The 18,131-nt window shown below is 70.1% G+C and carries 21 protein-coding genes; 11 read left to right on the forward strand and 10 right to left on the reverse strand.

The window, feature by feature from the left end:
• The first annotated feature begins 181 nt into the window (after window positions 1-181).
• From FDZ84_RS08520 to FDZ84_RS40590, 4 genes are read left to right on the forward strand one after another with little or no spacing between them, the layout of a single operon-like run.
• Window positions 182-718, forward strand: coding sequence for a vancomycin high temperature exclusion protein (locus FDZ84_RS08520; RefSeq protein WP_246868890.1), 537 nt, complete (start codon window positions 182-184; stop codon window positions 716-718).
• Window positions 666-944 (forward strand): hypothetical protein, encoded by a 279-nt coding sequence (locus FDZ84_RS40580; RefSeq protein WP_371812814.1) that lies wholly within the window; start codon window positions 666-668, stop codon window positions 942-944. The genes FDZ84_RS08520 and FDZ84_RS40580 overlap by 53 nt, the downstream gene beginning before the upstream one ends.
• Window positions 945-949: 5 nt before the next feature.
• Window positions 950-1,033 carry a hypothetical protein gene (locus tag FDZ84_RS40585; RefSeq protein WP_371812878.1) on the forward strand — a complete coding sequence of 28 codons (84 nt, stop codon included), beginning with the start codon at window positions 950-952 and terminating at the stop codon, window positions 1,031-1,033.
• Window positions 1,034-1,058: 25 nt separating this feature from the next.
• A complete protein-coding gene (locus FDZ84_RS40590; RefSeq protein WP_371812879.1) occupies window positions 1,059-1,172 on the forward strand; it encodes a hypothetical protein in 114 nt (37 codons plus the stop codon).
• 125 nt (window positions 1,173-1,297) lie between these two features.
• Here FDZ84_RS40590 and tsaD read toward each other — a convergent pair whose 3' ends face one another.
• The 8 genes from tsaD to FDZ84_RS08565 all read right to left on the reverse strand — a co-directional run bounded on the left by tsaD (window position 1,298) and on the right by FDZ84_RS08565 (window position 11,229).
• Entirely contained in the window at window positions 1,298-2,353 is a 1,056-nt protein-coding gene (tsaD, locus tag FDZ84_RS08530) for a tRNA (adenosine(37)-N6)-threonylcarbamoyltransferase complex transferase subunit TsaD (protein WP_168585446.1), read from the reverse strand.
• Window positions 2,350-2,841, reverse strand: a complete 492-nt coding sequence (gene rimI / locus FDZ84_RS08535; RefSeq protein WP_168589907.1) for a ribosomal protein S18-alanine N-acetyltransferase — start codon at window positions 2,839-2,841, stop codon at window positions 2,350-2,352. Before rimI ends, tsaD begins: the two co-directional genes overlap by 4 nt.
• Before the next feature lie 20 nt (window positions 2,842-2,861).
• Window positions 2,862-3,518, reverse strand: a complete 657-nt coding sequence (tsaB, locus tag FDZ84_RS08540; RefSeq protein ID WP_168585447.1) for a tRNA (adenosine(37)-N6)-threonylcarbamoyltransferase complex dimerization subunit type 1 TsaB — start codon at window positions 3,516-3,518, stop codon at window positions 2,862-2,864.
• A 511-nt stretch (window positions 3,519-4,029) separates the two neighbouring features.
• Window positions 4,030-5,397: an allantoinase AllB gene (gene allB, locus FDZ84_RS08545; protein ID WP_210435482.1), complete on the reverse strand. Its 1,368-nt coding sequence runs from the start codon at window positions 5,395-5,397 to the stop codon at window positions 4,030-4,032.
• A gap of 457 nt (window positions 5,398-5,854) precedes the next feature.
• Window positions 5,855-7,003, reverse strand: coding sequence for a glycerate kinase (locus FDZ84_RS08550; RefSeq protein ID WP_168585448.1), 1,149 nt, complete (start codon window positions 7,001-7,003; stop codon window positions 5,855-5,857).
• A 252-nt stretch (window positions 7,004-7,255) separates the two neighbouring features.
• On the reverse strand, window positions 7,256-8,959 hold the full coding sequence (gcl, locus tag FDZ84_RS08555; protein ID WP_168585449.1) for a glyoxylate carboligase: 1,704 nt from the start codon (window positions 8,957-8,959) through the stop codon (window positions 7,256-7,258).
• Between the two features lie 495 nt (window positions 8,960-9,454).
• Window positions 9,455-10,444 (reverse strand): 2-hydroxy-3-oxopropionate reductase, encoded by a 990-nt coding sequence (locus FDZ84_RS08560; protein WP_371812880.1) that lies wholly within the window; start codon window positions 10,442-10,444, stop codon window positions 9,455-9,457.
• Window positions 10,429-11,229, reverse strand: a complete 801-nt coding sequence (locus tag FDZ84_RS08565; protein ID WP_168585451.1) for a hydroxypyruvate isomerase family protein — start codon at window positions 11,227-11,229, stop codon at window positions 10,429-10,431. The genes FDZ84_RS08560 and FDZ84_RS08565 overlap by 16 nt, the downstream gene beginning before the upstream one ends.
• Before the next feature lie 209 nt (window positions 11,230-11,438).
• Here FDZ84_RS08565 and FDZ84_RS08570 point away from each other — a divergent pair, with 209 nt between their 5' ends.
• From FDZ84_RS08570 to FDZ84_RS08595, 6 genes are all read left to right on the forward strand, one after another.
• Complete coding sequence (locus FDZ84_RS08570; RefSeq protein ID WP_168585452.1) at window positions 11,439-11,696, forward strand: thiamine-binding protein; 258 nt, start codon at window positions 11,439-11,441, stop codon at window positions 11,694-11,696.
• Window positions 11,674-12,072 carry a helix-turn-helix domain-containing protein gene (locus FDZ84_RS08575; RefSeq protein WP_246869142.1) on the forward strand — a complete coding sequence of 133 codons (399 nt, stop codon included), beginning with the start codon at window positions 11,674-11,676 and terminating at the stop codon, window positions 12,070-12,072. Before FDZ84_RS08570 ends, FDZ84_RS08575 begins: the two co-directional genes overlap by 23 nt.
• Before the next feature lie 398 nt (window positions 12,073-12,470).
• A complete protein-coding gene (uraD, locus tag FDZ84_RS08580; RefSeq protein ID WP_168585454.1) occupies window positions 12,471-12,980 on the forward strand; it encodes a 2-oxo-4-hydroxy-4-carboxy-5-ureidoimidazoline decarboxylase in 510 nt (169 codons plus the stop codon).
• Complete coding sequence (gene uraH / locus FDZ84_RS08585; protein ID WP_168585455.1) at window positions 12,977-13,345, forward strand: hydroxyisourate hydrolase; 369 nt, start codon at window positions 12,977-12,979, stop codon at window positions 13,343-13,345. The genes uraD and uraH overlap by 4 nt, the downstream gene beginning before the upstream one ends.
• Window positions 13,346-13,352: 7 nt before the next feature.
• Entirely contained in the window at window positions 13,353-14,243 is an 891-nt protein-coding gene (gene pucL, locus FDZ84_RS08590; RefSeq protein ID WP_168585456.1) for a factor-independent urate hydroxylase, read from the forward strand.
• Window positions 14,244-14,751: 508 nt separating this feature from the next.
• On the forward strand, window positions 14,752-15,663 hold the full coding sequence (locus tag FDZ84_RS08595; RefSeq protein WP_168585457.1) for a serine/threonine-protein kinase: 912 nt from the start codon (window positions 14,752-14,754) through the stop codon (window positions 15,661-15,663).
• 254 nt (window positions 15,664-15,917) lie between these two features.
• Here FDZ84_RS08595 and FDZ84_RS08600 read toward each other — a convergent pair whose 3' ends face one another.
• Entirely contained in the window at window positions 15,918-16,250 is a 333-nt protein-coding gene (locus tag FDZ84_RS08600; protein ID WP_168585458.1) for a hypothetical protein, read from the reverse strand.
• Between the two features lie 322 nt (window positions 16,251-16,572).
• On the opposite strand from FDZ84_RS08600, the gene FDZ84_RS08610 reads away from it, so the two are divergent.
• Window positions 16,573-16,863: a hypothetical protein gene (locus FDZ84_RS08610; protein WP_168584084.1), complete on the forward strand. Its 291-nt coding sequence runs from the start codon at window positions 16,573-16,575 to the stop codon at window positions 16,861-16,863.
• 6 nt (window positions 16,864-16,869) lie between these two features.
• Here FDZ84_RS08610 and FDZ84_RS08615 read toward each other — a convergent pair whose 3' ends face one another.
• Window positions 16,870-18,123, reverse strand: a complete 1,254-nt coding sequence (locus tag FDZ84_RS08615) for an aldolase/citrate lyase family protein (protein ID WP_168585459.1) — start codon at window positions 18,121-18,123, stop codon at window positions 16,870-16,872.
• Window positions 18,124-18,131 lie beyond the last annotated feature (8 nt).

Below are 18,131 nucleotides of genomic sequence, written 5' to 3' on the forward strand. Positions count from 1 at the left end.
TGCCGCGCCGCGCATTCCGCCCGCAGCACCGGTCTCCGGTGCGGGGGCACCCGGTTCCTCGGAGCCGGGGTGCCCCTGTCAGCCGGTCGGGATGCGATAACCGGCCGAAGCCGGTCACCGGGGATGGCACACTTGGCCGGTGCGCGGACTGTGGGTGGGGCTGGTCGGGCTCGGAGCGGCCGTGGGGCTGCCATCCGGTTGGTCGTGGGTGCGCAGCGCCGGGCGCATCAAGGCCGTTCGCGACGTGCGCGCAACCGAGTTCGCGCTCGTGCTCGGCGCGGGGGTGCGCTGGGACGGCCTGCCGAGCCGGATCCTGCAGGGCCGGTTGGACGTGGCGCGCGCGTTGTTCGAGGCGGGCAAGGTCCGGCGGATCATCGTCAGCGGCAGCCCGGAATCCCGCGGGCACAGCGAGCCCGCCGTGATGCGGCATTACTTGGTGTCCCACGGGATTCCCGCGTCCTCGGTGGTCCTGGACGAGTCCGGTGTGGACACTTGGTCCTCGTGCCGGCGTGCCTCCGAGGACTTCGGGCTGCGCAAGATCACCGTTGTGACCACGCGGTTCCACCTCCGCCGCGCCGTGGCGCTGTGCCGGCGCGCAGGCATCGATGCCCACGGCGTCGGCCACGACGCGGCTGCCGACGGCCTGCGCCGGGTGTCCGCCCGCGGTGCCCGGCGCGAGTTCCTCGCCACCACCAAGGCCTTCTGGTGGCGCCGTTGATCACCTCTTCGGCGACTACACCACGAAGAAGATCTGGACGCTGCGCTTCGACGCGTCGGGGAATCTGGTGCGGGCACCGGAAAGCCCGCCGTTCGGCAGCGACATCGGCGGCGGAAACCTCGCGAAGTACCTGCAACTCGGCGCGCACGGCAAGTTCGGCCCGCCGACCACCGAAGAACTGTCCACACCGGACGGTGCCGGCCGGTACAACCACTTCGTCGGGTGATTCGGGTGACCGCCGGCTTCCCGGCATCGACCTACTGGAGCCCGGAAACCGGATCGCACGACGTGTACGGGCCGATCCGCGAACGCTGATCCGCGCTCGTGGGAACGTTCGTACCTGGGCTACCCGAAGACCGGCGAGTTCGCGGTCCCGGGCGGTCGCCGCAACCACTTCCAGTACGGCTACATCCAGTGGTCCGCCGCGAACGGCACGACGACGGACGGGGAGTAGTAAACCCGATCACCACCCGCACCAGAATCGGGCAACACCCGGCACCGGGTTGTCGGGTCCGCAATTTCAATGGAAATCGGATCTCTGATTTCCATTGAAATTGCGGAAAGATCTACCCCATCGGGCTACTGGACGACGATGGTGCCGACCGGGAGGCCCGGGTTGGCGGGCATGTCCAGAGGCGACGGCTTGGCGCCCGCGGCGAGGACGTGGGCGCCGAGCGCCGCGATCATCGCGCCATTGTCGGTGCACAGGCGGGGGCGCGGCACGCGGAGCGTGATGCCCGCTTCCGCGCAGCGCTGGGCCGCCAGCTCCGACAGGCGGGAGTTCGCCGCGACACCGCCGGAGATCACCAGCGTGTCCACGTCCAGATCCCGCGCCGCGCGCACCGCCTTCGCCGTCAGCACATCGGCCACGGCCTCCTGGAACGACGCGCACACGTCCGCCACCGGAATCTCCCGGCCCGCGCGCTGCTCGGTCTCGACCCAGCGCGCGACCGCCGTCTTCAGCCCCGAGAAGGAGAAGTCGTACCTGGAGTCGCGGGGCCCGGTGAGCCCGCGCGGGAACGCGACGGCCTTCGGGTTGCCCAGCTTCGCCTGCTTGTCGATGGGCGGGCCGCCCGGGTACGGCAGGTCGAGGATGCGGGCCACCTTGTCGTAGGCCTCGCCGGCGGCGTCGTCGATCGTGGAGCCGATCTCGGTGATCTGCTCCCCGATGCCCTCCACCAGCAGCAGCTGCGTGTGCCCGCCGGAGACGAGCAGCGCCAGGCAGCGCTCCGGCAGCGGCCCGTGTTCGAGGGTGTCGACCGCGACGTGTCCGCCGAGGTGGTTGACGCCGAACAGCGGCACGCCCAGCGCGGCCGAGTAGGCCTTGGCCGCCGCGACGCCAACCATCAGCGCCCCGGCCAAGCCCGGCCCCGCGGTGACCGCAATGGCGTCCACATCGGACAGTTCGAGGCCGGCTTCGTCCAGCGCACGGCGCATCGTCGGGGCCATCGCCGCCAGGTGCGCGCGGCTGGCGATCTCCGGCACGACGCCGCCGAAGCGGGCGTGCTCGTCGACGCTGGATGCCACCGCGTCGGCCAGCAGCTCGACCGTGCCGTCGGCGGCCAGCCGGACCAGGCCAACGCCGGTCTCGTCGCACGAGCTCTCGATGCCGAGCACCACTCGGTCCGCAGTCATGACGCGCCCTCCGCAGTGACCGTCTCCGCAGTTTCCGCCGGGGATGCGGGACGCCGCATGGTGTGCGCATCCGCCCCGGACGGCTGGTAGTAGCGCTTGCGCAGCCCGACGATTTCGAAGCCGTGCTTCCGGTACATCCCGATCGCGGCTTCGTTATCGGTGCGCACTTCCAGGAACGTCGTCGCCCGCTGTTCGTCGGCCCTGGCCAGCAGCGCGCGCAGCAGCGCCTTGCCCACGCCGCTGCCCTGGTGCGCCGGGTCGACGCCGATGCTGTGCACCTCGGCTTCGGCGTGCGGCGCGCGGCCGACGACGGCGAGCCCGGCGTATCCGATCAGGTGCTCGTCGACGTAGGCGCCGACGTAGAAGTGGCCCTGGTCGAGCTCCGCGGCGAACGCGGCCCACGACCACGGGTCGTCACCGGGGAAGAGCACCTGCTCCAGCTCCGCGCAGCGCTTCAGGTCGCTGCGGCGCAGCTTCAGCACCCGCAGCGCGGTCGTCGCGCGGTCGGTCATCTCCCACCCCTAGTCAGCACGGATTTCCGCTTGCCCGGCGCTTCGGCGTCCGGCCGCCGCAGGTAGAGCGGCACCAGCGGGGCAGGCTCGGACTGCAGCACCGCACGCGCCGCCGCGACCAGCCCCACCGGAGTGGGGTAGCGCGGCCCGACGACCTCGATGCCCAGCGCCTCGGCCATTTCCCCTGCGGCCACGCCGAAATCGCCGGTCGGGACCGCTGTCGGACGCTGCACGTGCGGGCCGTCGATCCGGGTCCGCGCGGCGTCGTAGGCGGCCCAGTAGACCTCCTTGCGGCGCGCATCGGTGGCGACCAGCAGGGGGCCTTCGGCGGCGGCCTGCGCGGCGATCGCGTCGAGGCTGCACACGGGGTGCACGGGGCGGCCGCAGGCCTGGCCGAGCGCCGCTGCGGTGGCCATGCCGACGCGGAGGCCAGTGAACGGGCCGGGGCCGGCGCCGACGACGATCGCATCGGCATCGGCGAGTTCGCGCCCAGCCTCGGTCATGACGTCCACCAGCTGCGGCATGAGGAGTTCGCCGTGCGCACGCGTGTTGACCGTGACGCGCTCGGTAAGGACGCGCGGCGAACCGTCGTCCAGGGCGACCAGCCCGGCCGTGACCGCGGGGGTCGAGGTGTCCAGCGCAATGACGAGCACGATTACTCAGCGTACGTCAGCCCTGGTCACCGGGGTTACATGGGGACCACCACGCCCCCTCTCGCGTGCCCCGGCCAGGACAGTGGCCGGTCCCGGACTGCGATACCGCGTTTCCGCAGGTCCGGGGCGTGAACCTTTCGGGTCGCCATAGAGACGTCTGGCGAGCACAGCGGCGGCGTGGTGCGGCATCCATGACTCGTGGGTCCCGCAGTGGAGACGACGTCCGAGGTTCCGCTTCCGCACCGCCACGCAGGACGAGCCTGGAAACAGCCTCTACCGCTGCCCAAAAGACTCACGGCCACCGCGACCAGCTCCCACGACAGCTGCACCAGTCCGGCTCGCGCCGCATCGCGCAACTCCTGCACCACCCACCCCAGCAACACCTAGTCGCGCCCGACGAGCTCCACCGCCGCATGTGCGACGTCCGCGCCGCGCAGCTCTTCCCCGCTGGCCACGGCGATCAGCGCGTCCACCACGGCGGCGCGGTCCGCCGCTTCTCAGGCGCTGAGCACTAGCCGCCCTGACGGGTGAGCAAATTACCTTGCGGCGCGGTCGTTTCCACCTCCGGGCCGACGATCTGCTTGCCGCGCAGCCAGGTTTCGCGCACCACGCCGGACAGCGGGCGCCCGTGGTACGGCGAGACCGGGTTGCGGTGGTACAGCTTGGCGACGTCGACGACGAACGCGTCGTCCGGCGCGAACACGCAGAAGTCCGCGTCGTTGCCGACCGCGATGGAGCCCTTGCGCTGCAGCCCGGCGAGGTCGGCGGGCTTGCGGGACATCCACTGCACGACGTCCGCGAGGCCGTGGCCGCGCACCCGCGCCTGCGTCCACACCGCCGAAAGGCCCAGTTGGAGGCTGGAAACCCCGCCCCAGGCCACGCCGAAGTCACCGATGTCGAAGCGCTTGAGCTCCGGGGTGCACGGCGAGTGGTCGCTGACCACGCAGTCGATGATCCCGTCGGCCAGGCCCCGCCACAGCAGTTCGCGGTTGCGGGCCTCGCGGATCGGCGGGCAGCACTTGAACTGGGTGGCGCCGTCGGGGACCTCCTCGGCGCTGAAGCTCAGGTAGTGCGGGCAGGTCTCGACGGTGACCCGGACGCCGTCGGCGCGCGCGGAGGCGATCATCGGCAAGGCATCCGAAGACGACAGGTGCAGGATGTGCACCCGCGCCCCGATGCGCCGCGCCAGCTCGATGACCTGCGCGATCGCCACGTTCTCGGCGCCGCGCGGCCGGGAGTTCAGGAAATCGCCGTAGGTCTCGCCGTGCGCCGTCGGGGCGTGCTCGATGGCGTCGGAGTCCTCGGCATGCACGATCATCAGCGCGTCGTAGCGGGCCAGTTCGCGCAGCGCCTCGTCCAGCTCGGTCGGATTCAGCGGCGGGAACTCGTCGACCCCGGAGTGCAGCAGGAAGCACTTGAAGCCGAACACGCCGGCCTCGTGCAGCCCGCGCAGCTCGGCGAGGTTGCCGTGCACCGCGCCGCCCCAGAAGCCGACGTCGACGTGCGCCTTCTCGCGCGCCGTCTTGCGCTTGACCTCCAGCGCGCCGGTGTCGATCGTCGGCGGCAGGCTGTTCAGCGGCATGTCGAGGATGGTCGTGACGCCGCCGGCCGCCGCAGCGCGGGTGGCGGTGTCGAAGCCCTCCCACTCCGTGCGGCCCGGGTCGTTGACGTGCACGTGGCTGTCGACCAACCCCGGCAGCAGGACCTCGTCCTCGGCGAGCTCGATGGTGCGGGCGGCGTCGAGCTGGGAGCCCAGCGGCTCGACGGCGGCGATGCGGCCGTCGCGGACGCCGACGCTGCCGGACGTCTCCCCGTTCGGGCCGATGAGCCGTCGCGCGCGGAACACGACGTCGAACGCCCCGGTGGTTGGTTCGGGCAACGCGGTTACCTCCTCATCACAGGTATTCAACAAAGTGTTGAACCTAGGTGCGGATCGGGTCAAGGGCCAGTGCTCTCGACTTCCATTCCCCCGAGCCGGTGACCTGTGCGCGCTTCCGCGGCTACGGCACCCGAAAACGCGCGCAGCCCTCGGTTCGCGATTTCGCCGGCGCCCATCGGGACGCACACGCCGACCCCCGGCCAGGGCCACGGCGCACAAGCGCTCGCCGCGTGGACTTTCGGGCAAGTTTTCCGTATCGAGAAGTATACTTATCGTTACCCGGAAAGTTTCCTGGAGCGGCGCGCGCCCGTCAAGGGGCAGCGGCGGGGCATCGATTCAGCGCAGCACCGCCGGGGTAGCCGTCGGCGCCGGGTTCGTCGGCAAGCTGATCGGCGGCTGGCTCGCCGACGCCTGGCGGGCGCGCGGCCGCAACGGCGACGCCGTAACAAACGAGCACCTACAGGCGGTCTTGGGCGAGGCGTTCGCCGAGGTCGACCAGGAGGGTGGCCGCTTCGCGGATGCAACGCTGCGGGTCGGATTCGATGTCGGTGAGGGCGTAGGCCGCTTCGATGCCCGCTTCGCGCAGGCGTTCCGGGGTGAGCTGGCAGTGGCCCGCGATGGCGACCACGGGGACTCCCGCTTCGACGGCGCGGGCGGCGACTCCGGCCGGGCCCTTGCCGTGCAGGGTCTGCTCGTCGATGGCGCCCTCGCCGATGATTACCAGGCGGGCTCCGTCCAGTTGGCGGTCGAAGTCGATCAGCTCCAGGATCACGTCGACGCCGGGCCGCATCCGCGCGCCCAGCACCGCGAGCGCCCCGTAGCCGACGCCACCGGCCGCCCCGGCGCCCGGCTGCTCGGCGACATCGCGACCGCCGGCGGCCAGCACCGCGCGCGCCCAGCGCCCCAGCGCCTCGTCCAGGAAGCGGACCTGGTCCGGGTCCGCACCCTTCTGCGGCCCGTACACGTGCGCCGCACCGCGCTCGCCGAGCAGCGGGTTGTCCACATCGGACGCAAGGACGAAGTTCGTTTCGGCCAGCCGGGGATCCAGGCCGGACAGGTCCACCGCGGCCACTCGGGAAAGTGGTCCACCGCCTGGGGGCAACGGGTTATCCGCAGCGTCCAAGACCCGCGCCCCCAGGACGGTGAGCATTCCGGCGCCGCCGTCGGTGCACGCACTGCCACCGACGCCCAGCACCACGTTCCGCGCGCCCGCGTCGAGCGCCGCCAGGATGGCCTCGCCGGTCCCCTCGCTGGAGGCCGCCAGCGGGGCGAGCTCGTCCGGGTCGAGCAGCGCCAGCCCGGATGCCGATGCCAGCTCCACCACGGCGGTGTCGCCGTCGATCGCGATCTCGGTGTCCACCGGCTCGCCGACCGGGCCCGCGACCCGCACCGGCACCGACACGTAGCCGCTGGCCAGCGCCGCTTGCACGGTACCGTCCCCGCCGTCGGCTACCGGCGCCAACCGCACCTGCACGTCGGGGCGGACCCTGCGCAGACCGGCGGCCACCGCCTCGGCTACTTCCGGCGCGGTCAGCGAGCCCTTGAACTTGTCCGGCGCGATGAGGACGGGACCAGGCACAACCAACTCCGATCGATAGGGCGGCATCCTCCGCCGAGACGCCCGGCACGTGCTCGGCGGAGGACACCAAGGGGCCATTCGGGTATTCCACCCGAGGACCCCGTCCATGGGAAATGCGGGGCGCGCTCGCCGTCCACGCCACCGCGCGTTCACGGCGAGAACACACCTCGCGCAGGGCTGCCCTGAAGCCCCGCCCGGGGGTGCGGGAGTGAGTGTGTGACAGGACCGACCGCCGCGGTTCCCGTACGCGTCGGTCGGCCTCCGCACCCCAAGAAGCGGTTACGCGTTGGGAACGGGTTCGGGTTCGATCATGGCGTCGATGCGGATGCCGCGGGCCGTGTTGGCCTCCCGCTCGATCATCACCTCGACCAGGACCGGGCGGCTGGTGGCGACAGCCTCCTTGCGGGCCCACTCGATGGTCTCGGCGATGTCGCCGGGCTCGAACACCCGGCGGCCCGAGCAGCCGTAGGCCTCCATGATCTTGACGTTGTCGGTCCCGTACTCGTCGTAGTGGATGTCCACCTCGGTCTTCATCCCGAACGCGTCGCCCTCGGCCTGGCGGATCAGGCCCAGGTACTCGTTGTTCAGCATGATGATCACGAACGGCAGGTCGTACTGGGCGGCCACCGCCAGCTCCTCGACCAGGAACTGGAAGGAGTAGTCGCCGACGACCGCGACGACTTCCGCGTCCGGCTCGGCCGACTTCACGCCGATCGCGGCCGGGATCTCCCAGCCGAGCGGGCCGGCCTGGCCGCACACCTGGTAGTGCCGCGGGCGGTGCGCGGTCTGGAACTGCCCGCCCCAGATCTGGTAGAGCCCGATCGCGGTGACGAAGTACGCCTCCGGCGGGAAGATCTCGTTGATCTCCCGGTACACCCGCGGCGCCTTGATCGGCACGGTGTCGTAGTCGTCGGGCCTGGTCAGCGTCTGCTTGAGGACGCCGACCCGCTCGACCCACGCCGAGTAGTCCTTGATCGCCCCGCGCTTGCGGGCGGCTTCCAGCAGGGCGTCCAGGAACAGCCGGGTGTCGGAGACGATGCCCAGGTCGGGGCCGAAGACCCTGCCGATCTGGGTCGGCTCGATGTCGACGTGGATGAACTTGCGCTCACCGCGATAGACGTCCAGCGCGCCGGTGTGCCGGTCGCCGAAGCGGGCGCCCAACGCCAGCACCAGGTCGGACTCCAGGAACGACTGGTTGCCGTAGCGCTGGCTGGTCTGGACGCCGGTCATGCCGGCGAACAGATCGTGGCCCTCGGGGAAGGAACCCTTGCCCATCAACGTGATCTGCACCGGGACGCCCAGCAGTTCCGCCAGCTCCCGCACCTGCTCGTAGGCCTCGCCGAGGATCACGCCGCCACCGGCCAGGATCAGCGGCCGCTCGGCCTCCAGCAGCATGTCCAGCGCGCGCTCCACCCGCGGCTGGTGCGGCTCGACACGCGGGATCGGCAACGGAACGTCCAGCTCGGGATCCCACTCGATCTCCTGCTTCTGCACGTCCAGCGGCAGGTCGATCAGCACCGGGCCGGGGCGGCCGGAGCGCGCGATGCGGAACGCCTCGCGGAAGATCCACGGCGCCTGCGCGGCCTCCTTGACCTGCACCGCCCACTTCGTGACCGGCTTGGCGATGTCGACGATGTCGACCGCTTGGAACGCCTCCTGGTGCAGCTTGGTGGACACCGCCTGGCCGGTGATGCACAGGATCGGGATAGAGTCGGCCTGCGCGGTGTAGAGCCCGGTGATCATGTTCGTTCCCGCCGGACCCGAGGTGCCGATGGCCACTCCGACGTTGCCGTTGGTACGGGCCCAACCGTCGGCCATGTGGGTCGCGCCCTCTTCGTGGCGCACGATCAGGTGCTTGATGCCGCTGTCCTCCATCGCCGCGTACAGCGGGAGGATGGCCGCACCGGGGCAACCGAAGGTGATGTCGACACCCTCGGACTTGAGCACGTCGACGACGGCCTGCATGACAGGAACTTTGGGCATGGTGTAAGACTTCCTCTCGGGTGCGGCGCCTTCAGAGTCTGTTGGTGAATGGTCTGGGTGGGTGGTCGCTTAGCGGAACCTGAGAGGTTTCCTGGACTGCGGGTGCCCCTCCTGATGTATGTCCAATACGCGGCGGAGGGGCCGTCCTCGCCAGAAAACCCCTCAGAACCCGCCGATGGTCGTCTTGGCAAGGTGAATGCAAGCGGCTACGCCGCTTGCAAAGGCGCGGACGGCATTCGCCGACAGGCTCTCAGTGCACCTGGTTGGGAACGTGTCGGCGGTTCTGGTTGCTTGGCGGCGCTGGACCGCAGACCCGTGACCGTCTTGCTGCTTCGAGGTCGCCCGGTCGGGCGAGTTTTGGCGCGATCTTCCGCAATTTCAATGGAAATCAGAGGTCCGATTTCCATTGAAATTGCACACCCACGGGGTGGGGGGCGGTGTCGCGCGGGGCCGTGACCGCAGGAGACGAGGAACTCCCCGCGCGACACCGCGGTCTCAGTCGCGACCGTTGAGCCGCGTGATCTGCTTGAGCAGCCCGGAGTGGTCGAGCTTCCCGTCGCCCTGCGCAACCGCGGCGGCGACGAGCTGGCTGACCAGCGAACCGAGCGGGATCGACAGGCCTGCGTCGCGCGCGGCGGCCTGCACGATGCCCATGTCCTTGTGGTGCAGTTCGAGCCGGAAGCCCGGCGCGAACTCGCGGTTGCGCATCTTCGCGCCCTTGGCGTCGAGCACGGTGCTGCCGGCGAGTCCGCCGCCGAGCACCTTCAGGCCCGCCTCGGTGTCGACGCCGTGCGCCTCCAGGAACACCAGGGCCTCGGCTACCAGCCCGATGTTGCCCGCGACGATCAGCTGGTTGGCCGCCTTGACTGTCTGCCCGGCCCCGGCGGGTCCAACGTGGACGATCGTGGTGCCGACGGCGCCCAGCACCGCTTCGGCTGCCGCGAAGGCGTCGGTCCCGCCGCCGACCATGATCGACAGCGTGCCGTCGATCGCTTTCGGCTCACCGCCGCTGACCGGCGCGTCGATCGCCCGCACGCCCTTCTCGGCGGCAGCCTCGGCGACGCGGCGCGAGACGTCGGGGCGGATCGTGCTGCAGTCGATGAGCAGCGCGCCTCGCTTGGCGTTGGCCAGCACCCCGTCGTCGCCCAGCACGACGTTCTCGACGTCCGGCGAGTCCGGCAGCATGGTGAAGATGATTTCGGCGTCGCGGACGGCCTCGGCCACGCTGCCCGCCGCCTTGCCGCCGTCGGCGACCAGCTGGTCGACCTTGGCCTGGCTGCGGTTGTAGCCGGTGACCTCGTGGCCGGCCTTGACCAGGTTGGCCGCCATCGGGCCGCCCATGATGCCCAGCCCGATGAATCCGACCTTGCTCATGGTTGTGGTACCTCCGTGGTTGGTGCCGTTCGTGAGTGCCTCTCCCGGTAAGAACTCAAGACCGGTAAGAACCGGAAAAAGCCACTCACCAGCGGTCAGCGCTTGATCCAGCCGAAGCTATCGGCGCTGGCCCCGCTCGGCTTGTACTCCAGTCCGATGTGGCCGGTGTAGCCCGCTGAGTCGAGCTTGTCGAAGTAGTGCCCGAAGTCGATCTTGCCCGTGCCCGGCTCGTTGCGGCCCGGCGCGTCGGCGATCTGCACGTGCCCGATGCTCCGGGCGTGCCGGTCGATCACCGCGTCGGGGTCGTCGCCGTTGACCGTCAGGTGGTACAGGTCGAACAGCAACCGCAGGTTGTCCACGCCGCCCTGGTTGTGCCCGCGGTCGATCACCGCGAGCGCGTCGGCGGCGGTCTTCAGCGGGTACGCGGGCGTACCACTGACCGGCTCGATGAGCACCGTACCGCCGATCCGGGCAGTGCCCTTCGCGGCGCGGACCAGACTCTCGGCGGCCACGTCGTCCTGCGCCTGCGCGTCGACACCGTCGATCCGGTTGCCGTACAGCGCGTTGAACGCACGGCAGCCCAGCCGCTCGCCGATGCCGACGGCGATGTCGACGTTGTCGGCGAACTCGCCGGCCCGGTCCGGGTTCGACAGCACGCCGCGCTCCCCCGCGGGCATGTCACCGGCGAAGAAGTTCAGGCCCACCAGCGACACCCCGGCGTCGGAGATCGCCTGCACGAACCGGTCCACCTCGCGGTCGGTGGGCACCGCGACCGCGAACGGCCACCAGAACTCCACCTTGTCGAACCCGGCGGCCTTCGCCGCGGCGGGACGGTCCAGCACGTCCAGTTCGGTGAACAGGATCGAGAGGTTGACGTCGTAGCGGTTCGGATTCATCGGCACCCCCCTCGGGAGAAATTTCGTTATATGGAAATTTTATTTCGTACAACGGTAGTTTAGCGAGAAGGCCGCCGACGGTCAACGCCCCACCCCCGGTTACCCACCGGTCACCGGTGGCGGGCCCGACCAGCGCAGAAGCACCCGGTCCCGGTCCTCCGGCGGCGAGCCCGCCTCGGCCGATACGGTTCAACCGGGAGGTCACGCCAATGATCTTGCGAGCCGAGTTCACCACCGAGCCCTTCGAGGGGGAAGGCGAGCCGCCGGCGCACGCCGTGGCTGCCCGCGACTGCCTCCGCGCCGCCGGGCTGGAGCCCGAATTCGGCCCGCTGGGCACCTCGATCAGCGGCGAGCGCGAGGCGCTGCTGCCCGCGCTGGTCGCCGTGCTGGAGACCGTGCTGGACACCGGAGCGAACCGGATCACCCTGCAGGTGACCGTCGGCGATACCGACGAGGACCAGGTTTAGGCTGGTCAACGTGCATCCGCTCGCCAACGCGATCGCCCCGCTGCTGGAGCACGTCGGCGGTACCGCCGTGCCTGCCGACAAGCGCGAGCCCGGCGACATCGTCCTGTACTGGGACGGCGCCCCGGCGGTCGCCGTCCGACTGCCCGGCGAAGAGCTGACCAGCGCCCTCGACCGGATCATCCGGGCCGTCGAGGGCGAACTCGGCGGACGCCTGCCGGACCTGCCGCGCGCGGACAAGCAGCGCGCCGTCCGGCTGCTCGAAGAGCGCGGCGCCTTCTCCATGCGCAAGTCCGTCGAGACGGTGGCCAAGGCGCTCGGCGTCAGCCGCTTCACGGTCTACAACTACCTCAACCGCGAGCAGGCCGACCGGACCTGACCCTGGCGGACCGGTTCGACCCCGCCCGGCCGGCCGGTCGGCCTCGCCGGGAACCGCAGCCCCGGCCAAGCCGCCGGTTCCGCCGGAAACCGACCGGACGAACAGGACAACGCCGAGCGGCCGGATTCGGGCAGGACCAACCCCGCGGCGAGTGCGTCCAGCACCCGGCACGCGGCGGCCGACACCCGGCGAGCTGCCGGAGTTGTGCCAACCGCACCAGGCTTCACCAGGATTTTTCAACAAAGTGTTGACACTCGGCGGACTGCGGTCGTAGCTTTTGCCGCACCGGAGCTCGTGACCGGCAACCGCAGCACAGCCCAGGCATGCTCGGACTCTCGTCCGCCGCCTCCGCCAATCCCGGAAACCTCTTCGGGACGCACATCCTGTGAGAGTTTGCGATGCCAACAACCACCGAAACGGACCGGCTGAACGGCCTCCCCCGCGCGGAACTCGTTCAGCAGCTGCTCGCCTGCCTGGACATCCCCCGCTGGGCCGCCGACATCGCCGACCGGCGTCCATTCGCCGACGTCACCGCCGTCTACCAGGCCTCCGACGCCGCCGCGCCGGAGCTGACCCCCGAGGAGATCAACGGCGCGCTTGCGGCACACCCCCGAATCGGCGAGCGCGTCACCGGCGAGGGCACCTCGGCCACGTTCTCGCGCAACGAGCAGTCCGGGGTCGGCGGCGGCGACGCCGGGCTGGCCCGCGCGCTGCGCGAGGGCAACGAGGCCTACGAACAGCGGTTCGGGCACGTGTACCTGGTCTGCGCCAGCGGCCGCAGCGGTGCGGAGCTGCTGGCGATCCTGCACTCCCGACTAGACAACGAGCCGGCAGCAGAGCTGCGGATCGTCACCGACGAACTCCGCAAGATCGCACGTCTGAGATTGGCAAAGGTGATCGAAGGATGAGTGCCGTCACAACCCACGTGCTGGACGCCGCGCAGGGCGCCCCCGCCGCCGGGGTCGCGATCCGGCTGGAGGCCGCCAAGGGCCACGAAGCCCCGCTTACGGGGTCGAGCATCGACACTGCCTGGAGCTCGATCGCCTCCGGCCGCACCGACGACGACGGCCGGATCAAAGATCTGGGCCCGAACCGGCTGGACGCCGGGGACTACCGGCTCACCTTCGAGACCGGCGAGTACTTCGAGCGCCAAGGCGTCGCGACCTTCTACCCGCAGGTGCAGATCACCTTCCGGATCGCCGACCCCGAGCAGCACTACCACGTTCCGCTGCTGCTGAGCCCGTTCGCCTTTTCCACTTACCGAGGGAGCTGATCACCGCATGGGCATCGTCATGGGCCCCAACCAGTACGGCAAGGCGGAGGTCCGCATCGTTTCGGTGAACCGGGACAACGCGCGCCACACCATCAAGGACCTCAACGTCAGCTCCTCGCTGCGCGGCGACTTCGATGCCGCCCACCTCACCGGCGACAACGGCAACGTGCTGCCGACCGACACGCAGAAGAACACGGTCTACGCCTTCGCGAAGGAAGCGCCGATCGGCGAGATCGAGGACTTCGCGCTGCGGCTTGGCCGGCACTTCGTCGGCACCGCGGATGGCATCACCGGCGCGCGCATCCTCATTGACGAGTACAGCTGGGAGCGGATCCCGGTCGGCGGCACCGGCCACAACCACTCCTTCGCCCGCGCAGGCGACGAGAAGCGCACCACCGCGGTCACCATCGACGGCGACCGGGCGCACATCGTGTCCGGGCTGAAGGACCTGGTGGTGCTGAAGTCCACCGGTTCGGAGTTCTGGGGCTATCTCAAGGACAAGTACACGACGCTGGCCGAGACCAACGACCGGATCCTGGCCACCGCGGTCACCGCCCGCTGGCGCTACCTGCACACCGACGTGGACTGGGGCAAGAGCTTCGGGTCGATCCGCTCGACGATGCTGGAGGCCTTCGCCACCACGCACAGCCTGGCGCTGCAGCAAAGCCTGTACGAGATGGGCAAGTCCGTGCTGGAGAAGCACCCGGAGGTGGGCGAAGTGCGGCTGTCGCTGCCGAACAAGCACCACTTCCTGGTCGACCTCGAGTACTGCGGGCTGGAGAACGACAACGAGGTGTACTTCGCCGCGGACCGGCCGTACGGCCTGATCGAGGGCGTCGTCACCCGCGACGACGTCGAGGAAGCACCGCAGGCCTGGTACAGCCTGCCGCAGTTCTGATCTTTCACAGCAGTTTTCGAGCGCCGGACCTCCCCGACGCACGAGGAGAGCCGGAAATCGAGGATCATCGCTGATCCAGCAGTTGGGGCCGCCGTCGAGCAACCGCTGTGACCAGGCCGTCATCGGTAGTGGTCCGACCAACGACCGCTACCGCTGACGAGTCCGCTGCTGGGCCGAATTCGCGAATGGCACAAAATTCTCGACCGCGCGCCCGAATCCAGGAACAATGATCAATGCACGCGCAGCCGCGCGGGCACCGACCGATCCGGGAGCTCGGGCCGATGGACCTTTCGAAGCTTTTCAAGATGGTGTCCCCTGCGAAGCACCATTCGCACGGGCACTCCAGCAGCGGCGGAAACCGCCGCCGGCATTCCAGCAGCGGTGGGCACCGCCGTCGCTACGACAGCAGCAGCGGGCACGGCCACCGCCGGCACCGCTCGCGCAGCAGCAGCCACGGCCACTACCGCCGTCGCAGCCACAGCTGACGCCGCACAATCGGCTTCCTTCGGTGCTGATCGATTCGTTGAGCTCCTACTACTACGGCGAACCGGACCAGGGCTGGGGACCGTCCGAAGCGCCGCTCGCGCCGGGCGAAGCACTCGCGCCCGGTTACCGGGTCGTGGGCCACTTGCGCCGCGGCAGCCGGCTCGACGTCTACGACGTTTGGAGCGAGGAGCGTTCCTGCCGCTGCGTCGCCAAGACCGTCCGGGCGGAGCGCGCCGCGGACGAGCGCGCCGTGGGTTGGTTGCGCAACGAAGGCGTGCTGCTTACCCAGTTCGCGCATCCGCACCTGGTTCGCGGCTACGAGATCGTGCAGGCGGAGCGGCCGCTGCGCCCGGTGGTGATCACCGAGACGCTCCCCGGCCACACGCTGGGTTTCCTGATCGAGGAATTCGGTCGGCTGCGGCCGATCGACACCGCGGTGCTGGGCATCCAGCTGTGCTCGGTCCTCGGTTACCTGCACCGCCGCGGCTGGGTGCACCTCGACGTGAAACCGTCCAATGTGGTCGAGGTCGGCGGGCGGGCGGTGCTGCTCGACCTGAGCCTGGCCTGCCGGATCGGCGAGCGTAGCTCGGCCGGGACGTTCGACTACCTCTCCCCGGAGCAGGCCGGCGGCTGCGAGATGACCCCGGCGGCCGACACCTGGGGCTTGGGCACCACGCTGTACGAGGCCCTTTCCGGCACCACGCCGTGGGCGGAGGTCTCGCACCGGCAGCGCAACAGCAACGGCACCCGCTACTACCCGCAGCGGGACACCACCGCCGCGCCGCTGCGCACCCACCGCCGCCTGCCCGCGGCGCTGTCCCGAACGGTCGACGCGTGCCTCAGCCCGGACCCGAAGTCCCGCCCCGCGGTCGCCGAGGTCGCGGACCAGCTGATCGCCTGGTCCGGCATGAATCCGGAAACCATCGACGCCTGACCTACCGGATCTCCTTGCGCGGCAAGGCGAAGGCCAACAGGCCCCCGGGCACCATCCCCGCCGCCGCCGGTTACCTCGTCGCCGTCCCCGAGGACGCCAGCTGCTGACCAACTCGGCGACGGCAGCCCTCGACACCGCGCGTCCCGGGAGTGGCTTCGAGGTGAGGACGCGGACCGCATGAGGTCGATCGACCGAGCCTTCGAGCAGCTAGAACCGGCATTCGCAGGAGTCCCGCGGGACTGGCCTCGGCGGGATCAGCGCTTGCGGCGGAAGGCGATCGCGATGGCGACCAGGGCAGTGGCGAGCGCCAGCTGGCCACCCCAAACGATCTTGTTCACGTTGACGGCCGCGTGCCAGGCGACCTTGCCGTCGGCGGAGATCGAAAACGCGCCGACCGGGCGGGCTTCCATGCCGATGCCGAAGGCGCCGTCGTCGTGGGGCCGGTGGCGCCCGCCGCCGGATCGAACACTGGCCACCGGCAGCAAAGTGGTGTCGCCCTGCTGCACGGGTTCCCCGAAGACCTGGCGCTTGCCCAGCCGCTCGGCCAACGTCTCCAGGATTTCGCGTCGGACGCCCTGCTCTTCCATGACCTTCTCCTCACGATGCCGTGGTACTTACCCGACGCTAGCCGGTACGCCGACACCGCGCCGCACAGTTTTCCCATTACCTGCGGGGTAATCGACGCGACTCGGGAAGGCAGCGAGACCCGTAGCAGTTCCGACCGAGAGGAAAACACCATGACCTTCAGGAAAACCGTCGACAACTTCCTGCAGGCCCTGGCCGGCGGCGACCCGGACGCCATCGCCGCGCTGTTCGTGGAGGCAGTCGCCTGGAAGATCGCCGGATCGCCTGCGGTGCCGTGGATCCGGCTGCACGACCCGCGCGGACGTCGCCGGGTTCTTCCGCACGATGCTTGGCGGTTTCGTCCAGGAGGGGCGCGCGGCGAACATCGGCCACATCCTCGTCGAGGGGCCGCACGCAGTGATCCTGAACGCCGACTTTCAAGCCCCTGCGCCGGGCGGCGACGACAGCCGGGTCCCGCAATTTCCATTGAAATCGAAGGTCCGATTTCCATTGAAATCGAAGGAGTTGTCCACAACCTCCGGTGTGTCGGGGGCCGACACACCGGTGGACCGCAGTTTCAATGGAAACTGCGGAGAGGAGGTGACCGGCGAACGGCGTCCTCCACCCAGCACCTGATCGGGATCAGAGGCGACCGAGCTTGCGGATCTCCGGTTCCGCCAGGCCCGTCATATCCTTGACCTCGTCCGCGTCGGTGGCGCCGTTGTCCAGCGCCCGCACGAAGGACGCCGCCAGCGCTCGCGCCGTCGCCGGCTCGTCCAGCACCGCGCTACCGCTGGCCGACACGTACGCCGACAGCCGCGCCGCCTCGGCGGGAGCCGAGTCGCGGAAGGCCGCGAAAACCGCCGCGTAGCGGGTCACCAACTGCGCCGGGTGCAGATCCCAACCCTGGTAGAAGCCGTGCTCCAGCGACCGGCGGGTGAGCTCGTAGTGGGTGCGCCAGCCGTGGTGCACCTGGTCGCCAACCGGCAGCACGTTGGTCGAGCCGTCGGACAGGAACACCCCGGTGCCTGCCGCCGACACCTGCATCGCGTGTCGCGCGAAGTCGCAGGCGCGGTGCGCGAGGTGCTGGTGCGCGGCAGTCAGCCCGCAGCTCGCGGTGTAGTCGTAGGTGCCGAAGTGCAGCCCGGTGACCCGGCCGCCGCCCGCGCGTAGGAACAGCGGCAGCGCGAAGCGCCCGTGGGAGTCCACGATGGACTGGGTGGTCTCTACCTGGATCTCGAAGCGCAGCGACTTCTCCGGCATGCCGAGCTGCTGCTCGAAGAGCTCCAGCAGCTCGACGAACACCTCCACCTGCGCGGCGTCGACGACCTTCGGGAAGGTGAGCACGAACCCGGCGGGCAGGCTGCCCCACTGCTGCAACAGCGCGGTGAGAAAGACGTCCAGCGTGCGCACCGAGCGGGCGCGCAGCTCGGGGGTGTCGAAGGACTTCACCCGCAGACCGAAGTTCGCCGGCTCGACGCCGTCGCGCAGCCACTCGGCGACCACCCCGGCGGTGCGCTCGGCGTCGGCGTCCTCGACGTCGTCGCCGGGCCGCCCGTAGCCGTCCTCGAAGTCGATGCGCAGGTCCTCCACCGGGGAGTTATGCAGCTTCGCCCGCACCCGCGGGTGCACGGCCCGGGCGATCTGGTCGCGCAGGCCGAGGATCTCGACGAAGTCCTCGGGTCGGGGCGCGTCCCGGTCGAACGCGGCCAGCGCCTCCCGGCCCCACTGCCGCACCGTCTCGGCGTCGACCTTGTTCGCCGGCACGTAGCAGGTGTGCACCGGCTGCCGGGCCGCGCTCGCCCCCGGGTAGGTGCGGGCGATGTGCTCGTCCACGGCGGACAGCCGGGCGAGCCGCTTCGCGATTTCGGCGGATTCCAGCGAGGTTCTGGCCACTTGCGCTC

Source organism: Saccharopolyspora sp. ASAGF58 (genome assembly GCF_012277335.1).
GTDB classification, from domain to species: domain Bacteria; phylum Actinomycetota; class Actinomycetes; order Mycobacteriales; family Pseudonocardiaceae; genus Saccharopolyspora; species Saccharopolyspora hattusasensis.